Annotated in this window: 20 protein-coding genes; 9 read left to right on the top strand and 11 right to left on the bottom strand. The window is 62.3% G+C overall.

The window, feature by feature from the left end; translation table 11 throughout:
- Positions 1-33: 33 nt before the first annotated feature.
- The 3 genes from guaD to GC125_RS13660 form a co-directional block, all read right to left on the bottom strand.
- On the bottom strand, positions 34-1341 hold the full coding sequence (guaD, locus tag GC125_RS13670) for a guanine deaminase (protein WP_151986143.1): 1308 nt from the start codon (positions 1339-1341) through the stop codon (positions 34-36).
- Positions 1338-2582, bottom strand: a complete 1245-nt coding sequence (locus GC125_RS13665) for a urate hydroxylase PuuD (RefSeq protein WP_151986142.1) — start codon at positions 2580-2582, stop codon at positions 1338-1340. Before GC125_RS13665 ends, guaD begins: the two co-directional genes overlap by 4 nt.
- Before the next feature lie 74 nt (positions 2583-2656).
- Positions 2657-3550 (bottom strand): LysR substrate-binding domain-containing protein, encoded by an 894-nt coding sequence (locus GC125_RS13660; RefSeq protein ID WP_151986141.1) that lies wholly within the window; start codon positions 3548-3550, stop codon positions 2657-2659.
- A 37-nt stretch (positions 3551-3587) separates the two neighbouring features.
- Here GC125_RS13660 and GC125_RS13655 point away from each other — a divergent pair, with 37 nt between their 5' ends.
- Positions 3588-3869, top strand: a complete 282-nt coding sequence (locus GC125_RS13655; RefSeq protein WP_151986140.1) for a hypothetical protein — start codon at positions 3588-3590, stop codon at positions 3867-3869.
- Here the strand turns inward: GC125_RS13655 and xdhC are convergent.
- From xdhC to GC125_RS13630, 5 genes are all read right to left on the bottom strand, one after another.
- Positions 3858-4661, bottom strand: a complete 804-nt coding sequence (xdhC, locus tag GC125_RS13650) for a xanthine dehydrogenase accessory protein XdhC (RefSeq protein WP_151986139.1) — start codon at positions 4659-4661, stop codon at positions 3858-3860. The two genes, GC125_RS13655 and xdhC, sit on opposite strands and share 12 nt — an antisense overlap.
- Entirely contained in the window at positions 4658-7015 is a 2358-nt protein-coding gene (gene xdhB / locus GC125_RS13645; protein ID WP_151987915.1) for a xanthine dehydrogenase molybdopterin binding subunit, read from the bottom strand. Before xdhB ends, xdhC begins: the two co-directional genes overlap by 4 nt.
- Positions 7016-7028: 13 nt before the next feature.
- The gene (gene xdhA, locus GC125_RS13640; RefSeq protein ID WP_151986138.1) at positions 7029-8507 is read right to left on the bottom strand and encodes a xanthine dehydrogenase small subunit; all 1479 of its coding nucleotides are present in this window, start codon (positions 8505-8507) and stop codon (positions 7029-7031) included.
- Between the two features lie 74 nt (positions 8508-8581).
- Positions 8582-9682 carry a patatin-like phospholipase family protein gene (locus GC125_RS13635; protein WP_151986137.1) on the bottom strand — a complete coding sequence of 367 codons (1101 nt, stop codon included), beginning with the start codon at positions 9680-9682 and terminating at the stop codon, positions 8582-8584.
- Positions 9682-10464, bottom strand: coding sequence for a 3-hydroxybutyrate dehydrogenase (locus GC125_RS13630; protein WP_151986136.1), 783 nt, complete (start codon positions 10462-10464; stop codon positions 9682-9684). Before GC125_RS13630 ends, GC125_RS13635 begins: the two co-directional genes overlap by 1 nt.
- A 321-nt stretch (positions 10465-10785) precedes the next feature.
- Here GC125_RS13630 and urtA point away from each other — a divergent pair, with 321 nt between their 5' ends.
- From urtA to urtE, 5 genes are all read left to right on the top strand, one after another.
- Entirely contained in the window at positions 10786-12084 is a 1299-nt protein-coding gene (urtA, locus tag GC125_RS13625; protein ID WP_502706061.1) for an urea ABC transporter substrate-binding protein, read from the top strand.
- Between the two features lie 107 nt (positions 12085-12191).
- Positions 12192-13832 carry an urea ABC transporter permease subunit UrtB gene (gene urtB / locus GC125_RS13620; protein WP_286165514.1) on the top strand — a complete coding sequence of 547 codons (1641 nt, stop codon included), beginning with the start codon at positions 12192-12194 and terminating at the stop codon, positions 13830-13832.
- Complete coding sequence (gene urtC / locus GC125_RS13615; protein WP_151986135.1) at positions 13829-14980, top strand: urea ABC transporter permease subunit UrtC; 1152 nt, start codon at positions 13829-13831, stop codon at positions 14978-14980. The genes urtB and urtC overlap by 4 nt, the downstream gene beginning before the upstream one ends.
- 3 nt (positions 14981-14983) lie before the next feature.
- Positions 14984-15754 (top strand): urea ABC transporter ATP-binding protein UrtD, encoded by a 771-nt coding sequence (gene urtD / locus GC125_RS13610; RefSeq protein WP_151986134.1) that lies wholly within the window; start codon positions 14984-14986, stop codon positions 15752-15754.
- Positions 15755-15917: 163 nt separating this feature from the next.
- Positions 15918-16613 carry an urea ABC transporter ATP-binding subunit UrtE gene (urtE, locus tag GC125_RS13605; RefSeq protein ID WP_151986133.1) on the top strand — a complete coding sequence of 232 codons (696 nt, stop codon included), beginning with the start codon at positions 15918-15920 and terminating at the stop codon, positions 16611-16613.
- 15 nt (positions 16614-16628) lie between these two features.
- On the opposite strand, the gene GC125_RS13600 is transcribed toward urtE, so the two are convergent.
- The 3 genes from GC125_RS13600 to GC125_RS13585 all read right to left on the bottom strand — a co-directional run bounded on the left by GC125_RS13600 (position 16629) and on the right by GC125_RS13585 (position 18387).
- Entirely contained in the window at positions 16629-17180 is a 552-nt protein-coding gene (locus tag GC125_RS13600; protein WP_151986132.1) for a superoxide dismutase family protein, read from the bottom strand.
- A 110-nt stretch (positions 17181-17290) separates the two neighbouring features.
- Positions 17291-17824 (bottom strand): hypothetical protein, encoded by a 534-nt coding sequence (locus GC125_RS20040; protein ID WP_199864574.1) that lies wholly within the window; start codon positions 17822-17824, stop codon positions 17291-17293.
- Positions 17825-17928: 104 nt separating this feature from the next.
- The gene (locus tag GC125_RS13585) at positions 17929-18387 is read right to left on the bottom strand and encodes a MarR family winged helix-turn-helix transcriptional regulator (protein WP_353617082.1); all 459 of its coding nucleotides are present in this window, start codon (positions 18385-18387) and stop codon (positions 17929-17931) included.
- 93 nt (positions 18388-18480) lie between these two features.
- Here GC125_RS13585 and hmgA point away from each other — a divergent pair, with 93 nt between their 5' ends.
- From hmgA to GC125_RS13570, 3 genes are read left to right on the top strand one after another with little or no spacing between them, the layout of a single operon-like run.
- Positions 18481-19806 (top strand): homogentisate 1,2-dioxygenase, encoded by a 1326-nt coding sequence (gene hmgA, locus GC125_RS13580; protein ID WP_151986129.1) that lies wholly within the window; start codon positions 18481-18483, stop codon positions 19804-19806.
- Positions 19803-20705, top strand: coding sequence for an MBL fold metallo-hydrolase (locus tag GC125_RS13575; RefSeq protein WP_151986128.1), 903 nt, complete (start codon positions 19803-19805; stop codon positions 20703-20705). The genes hmgA and GC125_RS13575 overlap by 4 nt, the downstream gene beginning before the upstream one ends.
- Entirely contained in the window at positions 20702-21718 is a 1017-nt protein-coding gene (locus GC125_RS13570) for a fumarylacetoacetate hydrolase family protein (protein ID WP_151986127.1), read from the top strand. The genes GC125_RS13575 and GC125_RS13570 overlap by 4 nt, the downstream gene beginning before the upstream one ends.

The raw sequence follows: 21718 nt of genomic DNA, 5'->3' as shown, positions 1-21718 counted from the left end.
AGGTCGTCCCCATCGCGGGGCGACCACGCCGCTTCAATGCATCAGCGCCGATTTGCCCGGCTCGCCGGCAACGTAGACTTCGCGGATGGCACGGTCGTCACCCATGGTCTGCAGCAGGAATAGCTCCTCCGAAAGCGTGGTAACCCGTTCCATCTTCAGCGCCATGGCGGGTGTCGCCTGGGCGTCGAGCACCACGACATCCGCTTCGGAGCCTTCGTCCAGTGTGCCGACCTGGTCGGTGAGGCCCAGCGCATCGGCATTGCCGCGCGTCATGCGCCATGCGCTTTCGAGTGGTGGCATGCGGTTGCCGGCCAGTTGCTGCACCTTGTAGGCCTCGTCCATCGTGCGCAGCATCGAATAGCTCGTGCCACCGCCGATGTCGGTGGCAAAGGCCGCGCGCAGGCCGGCCTTCTCCACGCGGCGCAGGTCGAAGAGGCCGCTGCCGAGGAAGAGGTTCGAGGTCGGGCAAGAAACGGGCACCGCATCTGCCTCCGCCAACGCGCCCAACTCGCGATCACTCAAATGGATGGCGTGGCCGAGAAGCGTGCGTGGTCCGAGCAGGCCATAGCGCGCGTAGATGTCGGTGTAGTCCTTGGCGCTCGGATAGAGCTCGCAGGCGAATTCGATTTCCGCCTTGTTTTCAGAAAGATGCGTCTGGATGTGAAGATCCGGATTCCGCTTGGCCAGCGCTTGCGCCATCTCCATCTGTTCGGGCGAGGACGTGATGGCGAAGCGCGGCGTAATGGCAACGAGGTTGCGTCCCTTGCCGTGCCAGCGGTCGATCACGTGTTGCGTGTCTTCGAACGACGATTGCGGCGTATCGGTCAAAGCTTCCGGCGCGTTGCGGTCCATCATCACCTTGCCGGCGATCATGCGCAGGTTCCTGCGGCTCGCTTCGGCGAAGAAATTGTCGGCGCTCGAGCGGTGCACCGAACAATAGGCGACCGCCGTCGTCGTGCCGTGGCGCACGAGTTCGTCGAAAAAGCGCCCGGCGATCCGCGCCGAGTGGATTTCGTCGTCGAAGCGCTGTTCCTCGATGAAGGTGTAGGTGTTCAGCCATTCCAGAAGTGAGCCGGCATAGGAGCCGACGACCTGCATCTGCGGATAATGGATATGCGGATCGATGAAGCCCGGCATGATGAGGTACGGCCGATGATCGATGACAGCCGCGTTCTCCGGTGCCATCGCCTTCACCTGCTTGAAGGGCCCGATCGCCTTGATGCGCCCATCCTGCATCAGAAGGCCGCCATCTTCCTCGTAACGGTAGCTTGTGTGGTCGTCGGCGGCTTCAGGTCTGCGCGTGAAGGAGAGCAGCCTTCCGCGCAGCAGGCGCGCGCTCATCGGTCTGCTCCATACGCAGCGCTTTCATACCAGGCGCTGATCAGCGAGCGCTCCGCTTCGGTCATCGCCGTCAAATTGCCGGGCGGCATGGCGTGGCTGCGGCCGGATTGCAGGTAGATCTCGCGGGCGTGGGCTGCAATCTCCGCATCTGTTTCGAGAAGAACGCCCTTGGGTGCACGGTGGATGCCTTCCCAGACCGGCTCTGCCGCATGACACATGGAGCAGCGTCCCTGGATGGTGTCGCGCGCCTCGTCGAAATGCACGTCTTCCGCGAATGCCGCGAAGGCCGGGGCCACAGCACCGGCAGCTTCGACACCGTCCTCCGTAACCTGGCGGGGGACGGTGGACAGCCACATGATGACGATGAAGATCACCAGCGTCACGATCCACGTCCAGGTCGGCGAGCCCTTGCGGGCGTGCTTGGTGTTGAACCAGTGCCGGATCGTCACGCCCATCAGGAAGACGAGCGAGGCGATCACCCAATTGTAGGCCGTGCCGAACGCCAACGGATAGTGGTTCGACAGCATCAGGAAGATAACGGGCAGCGTCAGGTAGTTGTTGTGTAGCGAGCGCTGCTTGGCCTGCAGCCCGAGGCGTGGATCGGGCGCACGGCCGGCCTTCAGGTCGGCCACCACGATCTTCTGGTTCGGGATGATAATGAGAAACACGTTGGCCGACATGATCGTCGCGGTGAACGCACCGAGATGCAGGAACGCCGCGCGCCCGGTGAAGAGCTGGGTGTAGCCCCAGGCCATGGCCACCAGCACGCCGTAGAGCACGATCATCAGGCCGGTCGTATGTTTGCCGATCGGAGACTTGCAGAGCTGGTCGTAGAGCACCCAGCCGAAGCCGAGCGAGGCTAGCGAGATCAGGGTCGCGACGGGTGCCGAAACGTCGAGGACACTGCGGTCGATCAGGTAGAGATCCGCGCCGGCATAATAGACGACGGCGAGCATCGCGAAGCCGGAAAGCCAGGTCGCATAGCTTTCCCATTTGAACCAGGTGAGGTGCTCCGGCATGGCGGCCGGGGCGACCATGTATTTCTGGATGTGGTAGAAGCCGCCGCCATGCACCTGCCATTCCTCGCCGCTCGCACCCACGGGCATTCCCGGGCGCTTCGTCAGGCCGAGATCCAGCGCGATGAAGTAGAAGGACGAGCCGATCCAGGCGATGGCGGTGATGACGTGCAGCCAGCGCACGGCAAAAGACAGCCATTCCCAGGCGATCGCGTATTCATACATGGTTCGACCCCGTTTATGCGGTTCCGATCCTTAGCGTGAGACGCTTGGGTGCGAAAAGGCCCTTGTGCAATGCATCAACCACCTTCGACGCCTGCTTGTGAAAGAATCCAGTTGCGGAAGGCGCGGATCTGCGGGGCGTTGCGGCGGCTTTCCGCGTAGACGAGCCAGTGGGTGGCTGTGTCGTCCGTGCAAATGATGTCGAAAGGCTGGATCAACTGGCCAAGCGCCAATTCGCTCGGATAAAATTCCGGCGTCAGAATGCCGACACCGATGCCGGCGATCGCCATGCCCGCTTCGAGCGCCTGTGCGCTCATCCGGTGGTCCGGTCGGTTCTTCAGCGCATCCGGGTCCAGACCCGCGGCATTCAGCCAGAGCGGCCACCAATGGTCGCGCGGCGCGAGGATCGGCAGCTTGAGGATATCGGCCGGCTCCTTCACGCCGCCGATCGTCTCGGCAAGCGACGGGCTCAGCATGGGCGTGAAGCGAACGTCCATCAGTTTGTGACGCGCAAGACCCGGCCAGGGACCGGTGCCGACCCTGATCGCGACATCGACCTCCTCACGGTCGAAATCGACGTAGGTGTGCGCGGTTACCAGCCTGACGGCGATGTCCGGATGGGCGAGCTGAAACGAGCCGAGTCGCGTTACCAGCCAGCGAGCCGCGAAAGTCTGCAGCGTGTTGATGACGAGCGTGCGGGAGGTATCCCCGTTGAGGCTGGCGACGGCCTCTCGCATCGTCGCAAAGGCTTCCCGTATCATCGGCGCGAGCCGCCCGCCCACATCGCTGAGCACGATCTGGCGCGGCTTGCGCAGAAAAAGCGGCGTGCCGACACGATCCTCCAGAAGCTTGATCTGGTAGCTGACTGCCGATTGCGTCATGCCGAGCTCGTCGGCGGCGCGGGTGAAGCTCATATGGCGGCTGACCGCCTCGAAGGCACGCAGTGCGTTCAGCGGCGGCAGCGGGTCCATGCATAAGGCCTCTTAATGGGCGCTTGCGATCTTCCCATTGGATCGCCGGCTCGTTTCCAGCCTATCGTCACGGCACATCATCGACAACCAGCAAGACAAAGACGAGGCCGGAGATTTGGTCATGGAACGGGTGGACATCGTCCGCGCGCCGCTTTTCGCGCGCCTTTTTATACGCATCAGCCGGGAGCTGTCGGCGCATCTTCAGCGCCGGCCACGGATCAGCCGAATTGATCCGTGTTCACTGCCCGAGGATCGTCTTCGGGATTTGGGACTGATGCAAGGCCGCCGGCGGCGTGGCGATCCGGACTTATTTTCCTGAAACGAGCACTGCGACGAGTTCCGCAGCGACCAGTGCGCCAATGATCTCTGGTCGCTTGTCCGAGAGCTTGGCGCCGATCGGGCAGGTGAGCGCTTGAAGACGTCTCGGGTCGCCGCCTTCCCGCCGGAACGCGCTTTCAAACGTCGCGCGTTTGGTGTCCGAGCCGATCATGCCGACATAGGCGGCGTCGTCTCGTTCCAGCGCAGCTTTGGTCACCAGAAAGTCGAGCGCGTGCTCATGAGTGAAAACGACGAAGGCGGAGCCGGCGGGCGCCGAAGCAACCACCTCTTCCGGCAGCGGCGTCAATGTAGTCTCGACGCTGGAGGGGAGATCGACGAGCGTTTCGGCCCGTGTCTCGACTATGATGGTGCGGAACGGCAGCAGGCTCAGCGCGTGCGCAAGGGCCCGGCCAACATGGCCGGCCCCGAAGAGATAGACATGGGGCCTCGCTTCCAGGCCAGCGGCGACGCGCTCGTGAACTTCTAAGTTTTCGGAATCGGTTAGCCGCCTGAATTCGAGCGATACATGACCGCCGCAGCACTGCCCGATTGCCGGGCCGAGCGGCACGTCGAGGCGCATGTCCGTCTGCTCGCCTGTTAGGATCGCCCTTGCATGATGTGTTGCGGTAAATTCGAGCTGACCGCCGCCGATCGTGTTCAGGAGCCGATCCTTGCCCACCAGCATCCAGGCCCCGGGCTCGCGCGGCACGGAGCCCTTAGCCTGACAGATGGTGACCAGCACTGCGGCCCCTTGCTCTTCGATGAAGCGCGAGACCGCTTCGGGCGTGATCATGCCGCGTCGGCTTGTTTCAATCGCTCGATCGCCATCAGCACCCGTTCCGGTGTTGCCGGAGCGTCGAGCCGCGGGCAGACGCGGTAGTCGGCTGTGCTCGCGACAGCCATCGACAGTGCTTCGAGGACCGAGACGGCCAGCATCAATGGCGGCTCGCCGACGGCCTTGGAGCGGCGGACGGCGCGCTCGGCATTCTCCGACCACTCGGCGAGGCGTGTGTTGAAGATCAGCGGCCGGTCGGACGCCAGTGGGATCTTGTAGGTCGAGGGTGCGTGGGTGCGCAGGCGCCCCTTGCCGTCCCACCACAGCTCTTCCGTCGTCAGCCAACCCATGCCCTGGATGAAGCCGCCCTCTACCTGTCCGAGATCGATCGCGGGATTGAGCGATTTGCCGACATCGTGGAGGATGTCGGTGCGTTCCACCTGGTATTCGCCGGTCAGCGTATCGATCGACACTTCCGAACAGGCAGCGCCATAGGCGTAGTAATAGAAGGGCCGTCCGGATCCCTTGTCGCGGTCCCAGTGGATCTTGGGTGTCTTGTAGAAGCCAGCCGCGGAAAGCTGCACGCGGGCGACATAGGCTTCCTTGACCAGTTCGGCAAAGGACATGGGATGGCCACCGACATCGACGCGGTTGGCCGAAAAGACGATCGATTCGGCAGGCACTTCATAGAAGTCCGCGGCAAAGGCGATCAGCCGGTCCTTGATGGTGCGCGCCGCAATCTGGGCTGCCATGCCGTTAAGATCGGTGCCGGAGGAGGCGGCCGTGGCCGATGTATTCGGCACCTTGCCGGTCGTCGTCGCCGTGATCTTCACCCGATCGAGATCGATCTGGAATTCTTCCGCCACGATCTGCGCGACCTTGGTGAAAAGGCCCTGACCCATCTCCGTGCCGCCATGGTTCAGGTGAACCGACCCGTCCGTGTAGACGTGGACGAGCGCGCCGGCCTGATTGAAGTGCGTCGCCGTGAAGGAGATGCCGAACTTCACCGGCGTCAGCGCGATGCCGCGCTTGATGATGCGGCTTTCGCGGTTGATGGCCAAGATTTCGGCCCGGCGCGCCTGATAGTCGCTCGAAGCCTCAAGCTCATCCACGACGCGGTGAATGACATTGTCTTCGACGGTCTGGTGGTAGGGCGTCACGTTGCGGTCGCCATCAACACCGGACGCGTCGTAGAAATTGGCGCGGCGTACCTCGAGCGGGTCCTTGCCGAGCGCGTAGGCGATTTCCTCGATCACGCGCTCACAGGCAACCACGCCCTGCGGACCGCCAAAGCCGCGGAAGGCGGTGTTGGAGACGGTGTTGGTGAAAAGCGGCGCCGAGACGGCTTTGACCGCCGGATAGTAGTAGGCGTTGTCGCAATGAAACAGCGCGCGGTCCGTCACTGGTCCGGACAGGTCAGAGGAGTAGCCGCAACGCGCCGCATAGGTGTAATCGATGCCCTGGATGCGGCCATCGGCGTCGAAGCCCACGTCGTAATCGACGAGGAAATCGTGCCGCTTTCCGGTCGCCACCATGTCGTCGTCGCGATCGGGCCTGACCTTCACGGCACGGCCGAAGCGCTTGGCCGCGACGGCAGCGACGACAGCAAAAATGTTGCCCTGCGTTTCCTTGCCGCCGAAGCCGCCGCCCATGCGGCGCACTTCCACCGTCACTGCGTTCGAGGGGACGCCGAGCACATGGGCGACCATGTGCTGCACTTCGCTTGGATGCTGGGTTGAGGAGAACACCTGGACATCACCGTCTTCGCCGGGAATGGCCATGGCAATCTGGCCTTCCAGATAGAAGTGATCTTGTCCGCCGATCCGCATCGTGCCGTCCAGACGATATGGCGCGGACGCAAGCGCCGACTGGACATCACCGCGCGCAAGCGTCAGCGGGGGCGTCACGAGTCGCGGATCGTCGGCCGTATCGAGAATATCGATGACGGGTGGCCGTTCCTCGTAGGAAATCTTGGCCTTGAGGCAGGCATGACGTGCCGCCTCGCGCGTTTCGGCGATCACCGCGAAGATCGGCTGCCCGTGGAAGAGCACCTCCGTCTCGGCGAAGACAGGTTCGTCATGAAGGCCGGTCAGGCTGATGTCGTTCTCGCCGGGTATATCGGCGCCCGTCAGAACGCCGACGACGCCCGGTGCTGCGCGCACCGCGTCGAGATCGACGGAAAGGATCGCGCCATTGGCGACGGTGGAAAGCCCGAGACAGCCATGGAGCGTGCCGATCGGTTCGACCATGTCGTCGATATAGACCGCTTCGCCGGTCACATGCTTGTGCGCGGAATCGTGGCGTTGCGAAACATGGGCGCCGCCGCGAATGGTGGCTTCCGCCTCGAAGGCTTCGCCGCGAATTGGCTTCATTTCGTTCATCGCGTCAGCCCTCCACCGCCGCAAAGCGCTTAAGGCTGGCAGTCTCGCCCTGTTGCTCGAGGAAGAAACGGCGCAGCAGGTTCTTGGCGGTCAGCATCCGGTAGTCACTGGAGGCGCGCCAGTCGCTCAAGGGCTGATAATCGCTTTCGAAAGCGGGCAGGGCGGCCTCTATCGTCTCGATGGTCCAGTCCCGGCCGATAAGCGCTGCCTCGACGTGGCGCGCGCGCTTCGGTGTCGCTGCCATGCCGCCGAAGGCGATCCGCGCATCGGTGACGCGCCCTGCTTCGATCGTCAGCTTGAAAGCACCGGCGAGCGCCGAGATGTCTTCGTCGCGTCGCTTGGAAATCTTGTAGACGGCGAAGGTCTCGTTGCCAGAAAGTTTTGGAACGTCGATCCGTTCGACGAACTCGCCGGGCTGCCGGTCCTGCTTGCCGTAGTCGATGAAGAACTCTTCGAGCGGCACCGTGCGGTGCGTCCCGGCATTGTTCAACGTGACGGTGGCGCCGAGCGCGATCAGCGGCGGTGGCGTATCGCCGATCGGCGAGCCATTTGCGATATTGCCGCCGATCGTGCCCATGTTGCGCACCTGATCGCCGCCGATCCGGTCGAAATAGGCGCGCATCGCCGGATATGTCTCCGACAGAATAGCGCTGGCATCGGTGTAGCTGACCGTTGCACCGATCCGGATGCCGCCATCCGTTTCCTCGATGGCATCCAGTCCTTCGACTTGCTTGACGAAGATCAGCGGCCCGATGGGGCGCATCTGCTTGGTGACCCAAAGGCCGACGTCGGTGGAGCCGGCCACGATCGTCGCCTTCGGGTTTGCGGCAAAGCTTTGCGCCAGGGCATCGATGTCTGCGGGCAGAATCAGTCTATCCGCGCCATCGCCCATGTCGACCGTCTCGCCCGTCTGCCATTCGGCCAATTGCGCACGCACCGCATCACGTTCCGCCTCCAGCGGATCGGCTGTCGTCTGGGAAATCTCGGCCATGGCCTCGGCAGCGCGGATAATCGGTTCATAGCCAGTGCAGCGGCAGAGATTGCCCTGCAGCGCCTTTTCGATCGTCGGCCGGCTGGGATGTGCATCGCGCATCCAGAGCGCATAGAGCGCCATCACGATGCCGGGCGTGCAGAAGCCGCATTGCGATCCATGGTGGTCGACCATCGCCTGCTGCACCGGGTGGAGTGTTCCGTCCTTCGCCTTCAGGTGCTCGATCGTCACGACATGGCAGCCGTCGAGCGAAGCGACGAAGCGGATGCAGGAGGTCATGGTTTCGTAGACCAGCGCGCCATCGCGGTTGAGGCGGCCAACGAGAACCGTACACGCACCGCAATCGCCTTCCGCGCAGCCTTCCTTCGTGCCGGTCAGGCGTCGCTCGAGCCGCAGAAAGTCGAGCAGCGTCTCGGTCGGACGAAGCGCGTTCAGCGTCACCGTGCGCTCGTTCAGGCGGAAGCGAATATGGGTGCGGGTGTTCAGGGTCATGGGTCAAGGAATCTTTGCGAAGCCTTCAGACTAGCCCAGCTCCAGGCGATGCGAAAGCGATTCCGCTTTTCGCCCTAGACGCCGGATCCCGCTAGATATTCGTTCTTCAGGTCCACCGTCGCCCGTTCACCCAGGTCATCGAAATGGCGCTCGAGCCACTCCATCGCATAGAGGCGGCCGCGGTCTCGCAGGTCCTGCAGGAAGCTCCACCCGAGTTCGAATTTCGATGCCACGTCGAGATCTTCGAGCGCATCGTCCGAGCGGATGGAGTGAACGAGAATCTTCTTCAGGCGATCCTTGTACTCGTCCTTCAGCCATTCCTCGTCGATCAGCCGTGCCACGAAGTCGATGGCCCGGAATTCCCGCACGAGCGAGGCATTGAAGGACACCTCGTTGATACGGTTCATGATGTCGGGCGCCGACATCGGGATTTCATCGCGCACCATCGGATTGATGTGAACGACCACGACGTCACGGCTCGTGCATTTATAGAAAAACGGGAATAGCGCCGGGTTACCGGTATAGCCGCCATCCCAATAGTGCTCGCCATCGATCTCGACGGCCTTGTAGATGAAGGGCAGGCACGCCGAAGCCATGACGGCGTCGAGCGTCACGTCCTCATTGGTGAAGACCTTGACCTTGCCAGTGCGGACATTGGTGGCGGAGACAAAAAGCTTCGTCGACTTGCACGCATGCAGTTTGTCGAAGTCGACGGAACGGGCGACGAGATCGCGCAGCGGATTGAGGTTCAGCGGGTTCCACTCGTAGGGCGAGAACATCCGCGTCAGATTGTCGAAGGTGTTGAAGGTCAGGGACGAATTCATCGAATACGGTCCGAGAAGCTTCTCCCACGGCAATTGCTTCACGGGCGAAAAGACCTCGCCGGCGAGGCTCATGTCGCGCCAGAACCGCTCGAGTGCCTCGCGTGCTCCGTCGCGGCCGCCTTCCATGTTGCCATATGCGTAGATGGCAGCGTTCATCGCGCCGGCCGAGGTGCCGGAGATGCCTTCAATTTCGATGCGGCCATCTTCGAGCAAACCGTCGAGCACGCCCCAGGTAAAGGCGCCGTGCGCACCGCCGCCTTGCAAGGCGAGGTTGACGGTCTTTGTGGCCGATCTCTTCGATGCGGGCGCCGACGGCTTGTTCTCGGCAGCAGGCGTGGGTTCTTCCAGCATCACTGAGCTGTCCAGCCGCCATCGACGGAAATGGATGTCCCGGTTATGGACCTGGCCGACGGTGTCGTCAGGAACAGCGCGATGTCCGCCACTTCCTCGACGCTGACGAATTCCTTGGTCGGCTGAGCCTTCAGGATCACGTTTTCCTTGACCTCGTCCTCGGTCATGCCGCGTTCGCGCGCGGTATCGGCGATCTGGCCCTCGACCAGCGGCGTCTCGACGTAGCCTGGGCAAATTGCATTGATCGTGATGCCGTTTTCGGCGGTTTCCAGCGCCACTGTCTTGGTCAGGCCGAGAATGCCGTGCTTGGCAGCCACATAGGCCGACTTGTAGGGCGAAGCGACGAGGCCGTGGGCAGACGCAATGTTGATGATGCGTCCGAAGCCGCGCTTCTTCATGCCCGGCAGCGCGGCACGGATAGTGTGGAACGCGCTCGTGAGATTGATCGCAATGATCGCATCCCACTTTTCGATTGGGAATTCTTCGATCTTGGAGACATGCTGGATGCCGGCATTGTTGACCAGCACATCGACCGCTCCGAATTCAGTCTCCGCGGACTGAACCAGTTCGGCGATCTCTTTCGGCTTGGTCATGTCGGCGCCGTTGAAGACGACCTTGCCCTTGGTCAGCTTCTGCACTTCGGCGACAGCGCGGGCCGCGTCGTCATCTTTTGCCAGACCGTTCAAAACGATGTTCATGTCGGCGCGGCCGAGCGCCTTGGCGATGCCGAGACCGATGCCACTGGTCGAGCCGGTGATAATGGCGGTGTGACGCTGTTCCATAGGCAAGTCTCCTTCGTGATTGTGCATTGCAACATATAAAGCGCGTCTTCTGTTCCTTCCAGTCTGCAGAGGCAAGGCATCGTCGGAAGATGAAAAAATGTGCACGCTTCACGCAATGTATATTTTCTGCTCATTTTCGGCTCTGCGCGCCCATATGATGTGCAATCCACAGCCTAATTGGCGAGGAGAGTCCGCCCTTGAAAGGGGCGAAATCCAAAGATGAACAGTCTCTTACCGAGCCCACGCAAGCCTTCAGGTGAGTTGGCACAGCGTTTGCTCGGTTTGTTGCGGTGCATTTCAAAACCGTTGGAGGGAAAACGGATGGCCGCTACCAATAAAAAATGGGTCATGATGACCGCAGCTACGGCGCTTGCAGCGTCGACGGCTTGGACGGGTGCCTTTGCTCAGGATGAAGGTCCGATCAAGGTCGGCATCCTTCACTCGCTCTCGGGCACAATGGCGATCTCGGAAACGACGCTCAAGGACGTCATGCTGATGCTCATCGAGCAGCAGAATGAGAAGGGGGGCGTTCTTGGCCGTCAGCTCGAGCCTGTGGTCGTCGACATCGCGTCGGATTGGCCACTCGCCGCTGAAAAGGCGCGCGAACTGATCGAGGTCGAGGAAGTTGATGCCGTGTTCGGTTGCTGGACATCGGTCTGCCGCAAGTCGGTCCTGCCGGTCTTCGAAGAGCTGAACTCGCTGCTGTTCTACCCCGTCCAGTACGAAGGCGAGGAAAGCCAGCGCAACGTCTTCTATACCGGCGCATCGCCGAACCAGCAGGCCATCCCGGCCGTCGACTATCTTATGAACGAAATCGGCGTCGAGCGTTGGGTGCTTGCCGGTACCGACTACGTCTACCCGCAGACCACCAACAAGATCCTCGAGCAGTATCTCATGGATGCCGGTGTTGCCGAAGAAGACATCATGATCAACTACACGCCGTTCGGTCATTCCGATTGGCAAACGATCGTGTCCGACATCAAGGCCTTTGGCTCGTCCGGCAAGCCGACGGCGGTCGTTTCGACCATCAACGGCGATGCCAACGTGCCGTTCTACCGTGAACTCGGCAATCAGGGCATCGACGCCGTCGACATCCCGGTCGTCGCCTTCTCGGTCGGCGAAGAAGAGCTCGCCGGCCTCGATACCGCTCCGCTGGTCGGCCATCTTGCCGCGTGGAACTACTTCATGTCGGTCGATACGCCCGAAAATGCGGAGTTCATCGAAGCCTGGCATGCTTTCATCGGCGACGAAGAGCGCGTGACCAACGATCCGATGGAAGCTCACTATATCGGCTTCAACATGTGGGTCGCAGCTGTCGAGGCGGCTGGCTCGACCGAGCCGGATGCCGTCATCGAGAACATCGTCGGCGTCGAAGTGCCGAACCTCACGGGCGGCACGGCCGTGATGCTTCCGAACCACCACATCACCAAGCCGGTGCTCATCGGCGAAATCCAGGACGACGGCCAGTTCGACGTTGTCTGGGAAACCGAAGACCTGGTCGAAGGCGATGCCTGGTCCGACTTCCTGCCGGAATCTGCGGTCCTGGAAGCCGATTGGACGGAGCCGGTCATGTGCGGCAACTTCAACACCGAAACCGAAACGTGCGGCAGCGGCTCCTGACATCCTTCCCGTCAGGTCCTCATACGCACGGGAGGCGGCTCAAGGCCGCCTCCCGTGCCTCCTAACTGGAACGCGTCGCCCTTTTGTTTCCTGCTGAAAGTTGCTTCATGACATTCGACCGTGCCATCGCACGTTGTGTCGCCGGATTGGCCTTCCTGCTGATGTCGTTGATCGCGGCATCCGCGCAGGAGGAAACCATTCCACCCGGCAGCCCTGCCATCGATCTGTTGCGCCAGTTGCCCGAAGGCAGCTTCCGCGATCGTGGCGAGGTGATCGGCGCACTCGCGGATACCGGCGAGGTGGCACTGGTGCCGATCCTGCGCGCACTGGAAGCCGGCAGCCTGTTCGTCGTCACCGATACCGGTCAGATCGTGACGACCGAAGCCGATGGCGACGGCGTGATCGCGACAGACGTGGTCACGGGCGAAGCCCTCGGAACGCTTGAACAGTCGGCTATCGAGGAAATTCGGGTCAACAATCTCATTCGCCGCGAAGTGCGCACGGCCGTCAGCCAGCTCACATTGATGAGCCCCAATCCCGCGCGCCGCATCGCCGCTGCGCGCGACATGTATGCCTCGGCCAATGCCGACAGCATCGCAACACTCGACGAAGCGCTTGCGGCCGAAGATGACGACGCCGTCCGTGCCGTCATGGAAGAAGTCCGTGCCGTCGCCGTCCTGCGCAGCGACGCCACGATGGAAGACTTCGAAGCTGCGGTCGAGACGATCGTCGCGCGTGGCGGGAGCCAGTCGATCGGCATTCTCCAAGGCGCGTTGTCGACTGCACCGGAAGAGCTGCACCCGCTGATCCAAACCGGCATCGCCGCGATCGAGCGCAATCTCGCCCTTTGGAACGTGGGCCAGAACATCTGGTACGGGCTTTCGCTCGGCTCGGTGCTGCTGCTTGCCGCCATCGGTCTCGCCATCACCTTCGGCGTCATGGGCGTCATCAACATGGCGCATGGCGAGATGGTCATGCTCGGCGCCTATACGACATTCGTCGTTCAGCAGGTGATCCGTACATCTTATCCCGAGCTGTTCGACTGGTCTCTCGCGATCGCCCTGCCTCTGGCCTTCCTTGTCACCGGCATCGTGGGCATCGCGATCGAACGTGGGGTGATCCGTTTCCTCTATGGCCGGCCGCTTGAAACGCTGCTCGCCACCTGGGGCATCTCGCTCATTCTGCAGCAGTCGATCCGCACCATCTTCGGCGCGTCCAACCGTGAGGTCGGCAACCCTTCCTGGATGTCTGGCGCATTCCAGTTCGGCGGGCTATCGATCACCAACAACCGGCTCTGGATCATCGTCTTCTCGCTCGTCGTCTTCGCGGTGCTTCTCTTTGTCATGAAGAAGACCGCGCTCGGCCTGCAGATGCGCGCCGTCACCCAAAACCGCCGCATGGCGTCCTCGATGGGCATCCGCACGCCCTTCGTCGATGCGATGACCTTCGGCCTCGGCTCCGGCATCGCCGGCCTTGCGGGTGTGGCGCTGTCGCAGATCTCCAACGTGTCGCCCAATCTCGGCCAGACCTACATCATCGACAGCTTCATGGTCGTCGTCTTCGGCGGGGTCGGCAATCTCTGGGGCACGCTGGTCGGCGCCATGACGCTCGGCGTCTTCAACAAATTCCTCGAGCCCTACACCGGCGCGGTTCTGGCCAAGGTACTGGTGCTCGTCGCCATCATCCTCTTCATCCAGAAACGTCCCCGCGGCCTGTTCGCGCTCAAGGGCAGGGCGGTGGAAGCATGATCACGCACGCCCTTCTGCGCGGTCTTGATGGCAAGGCTTGGCTCGTCGTTTCGATTCTCGTCGCGGTCGCGATCTTCGTCCCGGCCTCGAACCTGCTGCTCTCGCCTGATCATCCGCTTTATGTGCCGAACTATCTCGTCGCGCTCATGGGCAAATATCTCTGCTACGCGATGCTCGCGCTCGCTCTCGATCTCGTCTGGGGCTATTGCGGGATCCTGTCGCTAGGCCATGGCGCCTTCTTCGCGCTCGGCGGCTACGCGATGGGCATGTATCTGATGCGCCAGGTCGGCACGCGCGGCGTCTACGGCAATGCCGATCTGCCCGATTTCATGGTGTTCCTCAACTGGACCGAGCTGCCCTGGTACTGGTGGGGCTTCGACATGTTCTGGTTCGCCATGCTGATGGTGATGGTGGTTCCGGGTCTGCTCGCCTTCGTTTTCGGCTGGTTCGCCTTCAGAAGCCGGGTCACCGGCGTCTATTTGTCGATCATCACCCAGGCGATGACCTATGCGCTGCTGCTTGCCTTCTTCCGCAACGACATGGGCTTTGGCGGCAATAACGGCCTGACCGACTTCCGTGAAATCCTCGGCTTCTCGATCCGGGCGCCGGAAACGCGCGCGTCGCTCTTCGCAGCCACGGCAATCATGCTCGCCATCGCCTTCGTCGTCTGCTCGGCGATCGTCAATTCCAAGCTCGGCAAGCTCATGATCGCCGTGCGCGATGCGGAGAGCCGCACGCGCTTTCTCGGCTATCGTCCCGAATACGTGAAGCTCTTTGCCTTCGTCGTCTCTGCCGTTATCGCCGGCATTGCCGGGGCGCTCTACGTGCCGCAGGTGGGCATCATCAATCCGGGAGAATTCGCGCCGGCGAACTCCATCGAAGTGGTGGTCTGGACCGCGCTCGGCGGACGCGGAACGCTGATCGGGCCTATCATCGGGGCAATTCTGGTCAACGTCACCAAGTCCTATTTCACGATCGCCTATCCCGATCTCTGGTTGTTCGCGCTCGGCGCTCTCTTCGTCTTCGTCACGATCTTCCTGCCGAAGGGCATCCTCGGCATCGCCACCGGCTTGATGTCGCGTGTCGACCGTCGACGCGTGCCAGCCGAGCCCACCGCGAATGCGGCCAAACCGACACCGGCGGAGTGAGCCATGAATGTTCAGGCATCTCCAGACCGAGCGGAAGACCGGCCGCTGCTCTATCTCAACGGCGTTTCGGTCTCCTTCGATGGCTTCCGCGCCATCAACAACCTCTCGCTTTACCTAGAGCGCGGGGAAATGCGCGCTATCATCGGCCCGAACGGTGCCGGCAAGACGACGATGATGGACATCATCACCGGCAAGACGCGTCCCGACAGCGGCGAGGTGTTCTTCGATGGCACGATCGACCTGACGCAGCATGACGAGCCTGCGATCGCGACCTTCGGCATCGGGCGTAAATTCCAAAAGCCGACGGTCTTCGAAAGCCACACCGTCGAGGACAATCTGCTCATGGCGCTGCAGGGTGGTCGCGGTGTTCTCGGTCAGCTCTTCTATCGGCTGAGCCGCGACGACGCCGCCAAGATTTCGGAAATTCTCGAGACGACACGGCTCTCCGCCCGCCGCAATGATCTCGCCGCCAATCTCAGCCATGGCCAGAAACAATGGCTCGAGATCGGCATGCTGCTCGCGCAGAACCCGAAGCTTCTGCTGGTCGACGAGCCGGTTGCCGGCATGACCGATGCCGAGACGGAAGAGACGGCAAGGCTCCTTAAGGAGATCGCGCAGGACCATTCCGTCATCGTGGTCGAGCACGACATGCATTTCGTGCGCGAACTCGGCGTCAAGGTCAGCTGCCTTCATGAAGGATCGGTCCTGTCGGAAGGATCGCTCGATCATGTGAGCAAGGATCCACGCGTCATCGAAGTCTATCTGGGGCGTTAGGAGGAACCGATGGGATTTTGGCATGGATTGCGGGTGCTCATGCAACCTCTGCCGTCGACCGAACCGGCACGCATGGAGTTACGCCTGAGCGGGCTGGTGCCCGCGCCGCACGTCGTGTGGGCATCGCAGCCGAAGCGCGCGGCGAAAGATGAGGACGGTCGCGATGCTTGAGGTCGAGGGCGCAAGCCTCCATTACGGCGCAGCCCAGGCGCTGCGCGGCGTGTCCATGAAGGCCGAGCCCGCGAAGATCACCTGCGTCCTGGGTCGCAACGGCGTCGGCAAGACCAGCCTGATGCGCGCGATCGTCGGCCATCATCCGCTGAGTGCAGGCATCGTGCGGTTCGAGGGTCGAGAATTCGGCCGGCGCGCCGCCTATGATCGCGCGCGTTCCGGTATCGCCTTCGTGCCGCAGGGCAGGGAGATTTTCCCGCTGCTGACGGTTCGTGAGAATCTGGAAACCGGCTTTGCGCCCCTGAAGCGCGATCAGAAGACGATCCCGGATCACGTATTCGAACTGTTTCCAGTGCTGAACGACATGCTTGGTCGGCGCGGAGGGGATTTGTCCGGCGGACAGCAGCAGCAGCTGGCGATCGGCCGGGCGCTCGTCACCCGGCCAAAGTTGCTGGTGCTGGACGAGCCGACGGAAGGCATTCAGCCATCCATTATCAAGGATATCGGGCGGGCGATCCGCTATTTGCGCGACAACGCCGGCCTCGCCATCATTCTCGTCGAACAATATCTGGATTTTTGCCGCGAGCTTGCAGACGAGGTCTACATCATGGATCGCGGCGAAGTGGTTCATCAGGGGCCGGCGGAAGATCTCGATCGTCAAGACGTCCGCCGGCACCTGACCGTCTAAGCTATCGAAGCACGATCAGTTCGCGGCTTCGATGACGCCGCAGGCAATGCGGTCGCCGCTGTCGCCTGCCGGATCGGTCATGTAGTCGTCAGCGCCAGCATGGATAATGAAGGCTGCGCCATCGTCGTCCAGGATGACCGTGCCGGCGTCTCCTGAAAGGGCGATATCCGAGACGAAGAACTCGGCATGCGCGATGCCGTCTTCCTGAACATGCACGTTCGGCAAATCACCTGGATGTGGACCGTTGGGGTTCAGCACACCATGCTCGCCATCGCCGGAAACATGGCCGCCGGCCGATTCATGGCCACCTTCGGCATCGCAGGTGCCCGTCTCGTGCAGATGCACGCCGTGCGGTCCGGGTTCGAGCCCGCTCGCCTCGATCTCGATGATGACGATGCCAGTCGGCGTTTCGGTTAGCGTTACGGTGCCCTCGATGCCATCGCCTTCAAGCGTTGCGCTCGCGGTGACGAGGTCACCCGTTTCTTCCGGCATGCCTGTGGCATCCTGGGCCATGGCAGCCGGGGATAGCGTGGCCGCAAGAAATGTCGCGCACAAAAGCTTCTTCATCATCGTCTCCGTCAAAATTTTGGGATTGCAGGTATTGCGGGGGAGTGCCGGCTCGTCCGACAAAAAAGGCTGCCGCTCGAAAGCGGCAGCCTCTGAAGGTCGAGCGTGACCTACTGCGTCACGACCACTTCGCAGATTTCGACCAAGGCGCCTGTTACCGTGACGGCATCGGCACATTGCGTCAGAACGATCTGTTGCTCTTCCGGTGTCAGTGCCGAGAACGTCGTCATGATCTGGTCAGGCGCGACGGCTTCGGTGCGGGTGGAATCGGTGAAGAAATCATCGGAAGCAGAGCCGATATCTCCCAACACGCCCTCGGTTTCCACACCGGCGTCGACATCGACTTCCGTGTCGGCATCCAGTTCGCCATCGATATCGGCGTCTGTGCCGGTATCAGTACCCACGTCGGCGCCCGCATCGACGTCCGCGTCGACCCCGGTGTCCGTGCCAGCACCGGCGTCGGTGTCAGCACCTACGCCCGCGCCTGCGTCGCCGCCTGCACCTGCGTCGGCTCCTCCGGCATCGGCTCCGCCGCCGGCATTCGCGCCGCCACCGGCTTCAGATCCGGCGCCTGCGTCCTGGGCAAAGGTGGCACCTGTCATCAGTGCCAGGCTCATCGTGGATGCGAGAAGTAGCTTTTTCATTGCACTTCCTCCTTTTGTCGTTGTCCCTGTGCCACTCCAACGCCGGCTATCCTCGCCTGTTCCCCCGCCAAACGCAGGTTAGCGAGGCCTCACATTCTAATGCTCTAACGCTCGTCCGGCCTTCCGTGCGCGGTCGCATAGGTCTCGAGTGCCGCCATGGCCTTGACCAGATGACCGGTGGCCTCGGGGCCGATCGCTGATACGAGTTGAGCTTCATAGGCCTGGGCCATCGTCGACAGTTCGGCGAAGCGCAGCATGCCCTCGCGGGTCAGTTGCAGCCGTTCGACCCGTCGATCTGCGCCGTCGGTTTGCCGGTTGATCCATCGACGCTTTTCCAGCGAGAACACGGCGCGGCTGACCTTCGTCTTGTGCATGGACGAATGTGCGCCGATCGCCGTCGCCGTGATCGTGCCGAACTGGCCGATCGTGGCGAAGACGCGCCATTCGGGCCGCGTCATGCCGTGGCGCTCGCGGTAGAGCGCGGCAAAGTCGCGGCTGACGATCTCGGCGGCGCGCGCCAGGCGATAGGGCAGGAACTCTTCCAGTCTCAGGGTCGATGTCACGGTGATCTCTCCCGTTCGAGGCGGCGGCTTGATAGTTACAAAATAGAACGGTTACATCCGCAACGAATTTCACGTGGATGGGAGGAAACCGCCATGTCAGCGCGCTACATGCCGGGCTTCGGCAATGATTTCGAAACGGAATCGCTTCCCGGCGCCTTGCCCCAGGGCCGAAACTCTCCACAGAAGCCTGCCTACGGGCTCTATGCCGAACAGCTGTCGGGCTCGCCATTCACCGCACCGCGTGGCACCAATGAGCGGTCCTGGCTCTACCGCATCCGCCCGAGCGTGAAGCACACGGGCCGGTTTTCGCGGATCGACATGCCGTTTTGGAAGTCCGCGCCTTGTCTCGATGACCATTCGCTGGCGCTCGGCCAGCTGCGTTGGGACCCGGTGCCGGCCCCCAGTGAGCCGACGAACTTTCTGGCCGGCATCCGCACGATGACCACGGCGGGTGATGCGATCGGCCAGGTGGGCATGGCGGCCCACGCCTATGTGTTCGATACGGACATGGTGGACGATTATTTCTTCAATGCCGATGGCGAGATGCTGATCGTCCCTCAGGACGGCACGATCCGCATCTTCACCGAAATGGGCATCATCGATGTGGAGCCGCAGGAGATCGCACTGCTTCCGCGCGGCATGATGGCGAAGGTCTCGATCGTCGAGCCGGGCAGCGACGGCTTCGCCCGCGGCTATATCTGTGAGAATTACGGCGCGAAGTTCACGCTGCCGGATCGCGGGCCGATCGGTGCCAATTGCCTCGCCAATCCGCGCGACTTCAAGACGCCCGTCGCTGCCTACGAAGACAAGGAAACGCCCTGCAGGGTGACCGTGAAGTGGTGCGGGCAGTTCCATGTCACCGAAATCGGCCATTCTCCGCTCGATGTCGTCGCCTGGCACGGCAATTACACCCCGTACAAATACGACCTGCGCACATTCTCGCCCGTCGGCGCGATCCTCTTCGATCATCCGGACCCGTCGATCTTCACGGTGCTGACCGCGCCGACGGAAGAGGCGGGTACGGCGAATGTGGACTTTGTGATCTTCCCGCCGCGCTGGATGGTGGCGGAAAACACGTTTCGGCCGCCTTGGTACCACCGCAACATCATGAGCGAATTCATGGGCCTGATCACGGGCCAGTACGATGCCAAGGAACAGGGCTTCGTGCCCGGCGGTATGAGCCTGCACAACATGATGCTGGCGCACGGGCCGGATGCGCCGGGCTTCGACAAGGCCTCCAACACCGAATTGAAGCCGCTGAAGCTCGAGAACACGATGGCCTTCATGTTCGAGACGCGGTTTCCGCAGCAGTTGACCCGCTTCGCAGCGGAACTGGAGACGCTGCAGGACGACTACATGGATTGCTGGAACGGGCTCGAACGGCGCTTCGACGGAACACCGGAGGGCCGCTCTTCGTGAAGCAGCGCCTCGTTCTTCTGGGCACGAAAGGCGGTCCCGCCATCCGGCCGTTGCCGCAGGGCGGCAGCGGGCCGTGGCCGACGTCATCCCTGCTTGAAATTGCGGGGAGACGGATCGTCGTCGATTGCGGCCTCGGCGTCTCGCGCGGTCTCGTCGATGCCGGCGTCCGGCTGGCCGAACTCGATCTCTTTTTCATCACCCATTTGCATTCCGACCACGTGCTGGAACTTGGCCCACTCATCCACACCGCCTGGACGGCAGGGCTGAAGACGCCGGTGACCGTCTACGGACCGACCGGCCTTGCTGACTATTTTGCCGGCTTCTTTGCATCCATGCGGTTCGACATCGACCTCAGGATCGCGGACGAGGGACGCCCGGATCTCCGTGATCTCATCCGCGTCAAAGAGTTTTCCGAGGGCGTGGTGCTTGAAGAGAATGGGCTGAGGGTTACGGTGCTGCGGGTCGACCATCCGCCGGTGACCGAATGCTTCGCCTTGCGTTTCGAAGCCGACGGTGCGCTGATCGTCTTTTCGGCCGACACAGCCTATTTTGCCCCGCTTGCTGCCTTCGCTCGTGGCGCCGATATCCTCGTCCATGAAGCCATGCTGGCGGCCGGCGTCGACCGGCTCGTCGCGCGCACCGGCAATGGCGATCGGTTGAAGCAACATCTGATCGCCAGCCACACCATGGCGGAGGATGCCGGCCGCATCGCCACGATGGCCGATGTCGGTCACCTCGTTCTGCATCATCTCATCCCGGCGGACGATCCGGAATTTTCCGAAGCCGACTGGCTGGCGGCGGTGGCCGAGACGTGGGACGGTCGCATCACCATCGGCCGGGACGGCCTGGAGATCGCACTGCCGGCCGCAAAGGCCGAAACCGGGAGAGAGAGCGCATGAAACTGGCAACCCTGAAAGACCGCACGCGGGACGGCCGGCTGGTTGTGGTGTCGAAGGATCTGACGCTGTGTTCCGAGGTCGGCCATATCGCGCGCACGCTGCAGGCCGCGCTCGACGACTGGACCCATACCGCGCCGCGCCTGGAGCGTGTTTACGATGGCATGATGACGGGTTCGCAGCCGACCATGCGCTTCCACGAGCACGATGCCCATTCGCCGCTGCCGCGCGCCTACCAATGGGCGGATGGCTCCGCCTACGTCAATCACGTCGAACTGGTGCGCAAGGCCCGTGGCGCCGAGATGCCGGCAAGCTTCTGGGAGGATCCGCTGATTTATCAGGGCGGATCCGACAGCTTCCTGCCGCCGCGCGATCCGATCCGCATGGCAGACGAAGCGTATGGAATCGACATGGAAGGCGAGATCGCCGTCATCGTCGACGACGTGCCGATGGGGGCATCGATCCATGAAGCCCGCGCGGCGATAAGGCTCGTGATGCTCGTCAACGACGTCTCGTTGCGCGGCCTTATCCCCGGCGAACTGGCCAAGGGTTTTGGCTTCTACCAGTCCAAACCGTCATCCGCATTTTCCCCCGTGACGGTAACGCCGGACGAGTTGGGCGACGCCTGGGACGGCGGCAAGCTTCATCTGCCGCTCTTGGTCGATCTCAACGGCAAGCCCTTCGGCCGGGCCGATGCCGGCAAGGACATGACCTTCGATTTCCCGCAGTTGATCGCCCATGCTGCGAAGACCCGTGCATTGTCGGCCGGCACGATCATCGGCTCCGGTACCGTTTCCAACAAGCTCGACGGTGCGCCCGGCAAGCCGGTTAGCGAGGGCGGGGTGGGATATTCCTGCATCGCGGAGATCCGCATGATCGAAACGATTGCCGGCGGCAAGCCGCTGACGCCGTTCATGAAGTTCGGCGACAAAGTTCGCATCGAAATGAAAGACAAGACGGGCCACTCAATCTTCGGAGCGATCGAGCAGACCGTCGAAAAATACGAGAAGGAATAG

Origin of the sequence: Rhizobium sp. EC-SD404 (assembly GCF_902498825.1) — a bacterium.
Taxonomy (GTDB): domain Bacteria; phylum Pseudomonadota; class Alphaproteobacteria; order Rhizobiales; family Rhizobiaceae; genus Georhizobium.
The sequence above is the reverse complement of the archived record's forward strand: the minus strand, read 5'-3'. Positions and strand labels throughout refer to the sequence as shown.

Bases quoted from the DNA above. Each gene is read 5' to 3' on its own strand.
- guaD (WP_151986143.1), bottom strand. From the start codon at position 1,341: ATGAGCGCGCGCCTGCTGCGCGGAAGGCTGCTCTCCTTCACGCGCAGA.
- GC125_RS13665 (WP_151986142.1), bottom strand. From the start codon at position 2,582: ATGTATGAATACGCGATCGCCTGGGAATGGCTGTCTTTTGCCGTGCGC.
- GC125_RS13660 (WP_151986141.1), bottom strand. From the start codon at position 3,550: ATGGACCCGCTGCCGCCGCTGAACGCACTGCGTGCCTTCGAGGCGGTC.
- xdhC (WP_151986139.1), bottom strand. From the start codon at position 4,661: ATGATCACGCCCGAAGCGGTCTCGCGCTTCATCGAAGAGCAAGGGGCC.
- xdhB (WP_151987915.1), bottom strand. From the start codon at position 7,015: ATGAAGCCAATTCGCGGCGAAGCCTTCGAGGCGGAAGCCACCATTCGC.
- xdhA (WP_151986138.1), bottom strand. From the start codon at position 8,507: ATGACCCTGAACACCCGCACCCATATTCGCTTCCGCCTGAACGAGCGC.
- GC125_RS13635 (WP_151986137.1), bottom strand. From the start codon at position 9,682: ATGCTGGAAGAACCCACGCCTGCTGCCGAGAACAAGCCGTCGGCGCCC.
- GC125_RS13630 (WP_151986136.1), bottom strand. From the start codon at position 10,464: ATGGAACAGCGTCACACCGCCATTATCACCGGCTCGACCAGTGGCATC.
- urtA (WP_502706061.1), top strand. From the start codon at position 10,786: ATGGCCGCTACCAATAAAAAATGGGTCATGATGACCGCAGCTACGGCG.
- urtB (WP_286165514.1), top strand. From the start codon at position 12,192: ATGACATTCGACCGTGCCATCGCACGTTGTGTCGCCGGATTGGCCTTC.
- urtC (WP_151986135.1), top strand. From the start codon at position 13,829: ATGATCACGCACGCCCTTCTGCGCGGTCTTGATGGCAAGGCTTGGCTC.
- urtD (WP_151986134.1), top strand. From the start codon at position 14,984: ATGAATGTTCAGGCATCTCCAGACCGAGCGGAAGACCGGCCGCTGCTC.
- urtE (WP_151986133.1), top strand. From the start codon at position 15,918: ATGCTTGAGGTCGAGGGCGCAAGCCTCCATTACGGCGCAGCCCAGGCG.
- GC125_RS13600 (WP_151986132.1), bottom strand. From the start codon at position 17,180: ATGAAGAAGCTTTTGTGCGCGACATTTCTTGCGGCCACGCTATCCCCG.
- GC125_RS20040 (WP_199864574.1), bottom strand. From the start codon at position 17,824: ATGAAAAAGCTACTTCTCGCATCCACGATGAGCCTGGCACTGATGACA.
- hmgA (WP_151986129.1), top strand. From the start codon at position 18,481: ATGTCAGCGCGCTACATGCCGGGCTTCGGCAATGATTTCGAAACGGAA.
- GC125_RS13570 (WP_151986127.1), top strand. From the start codon at position 20,702: ATGAAACTGGCAACCCTGAAAGACCGCACGCGGGACGGCCGGCTGGTT.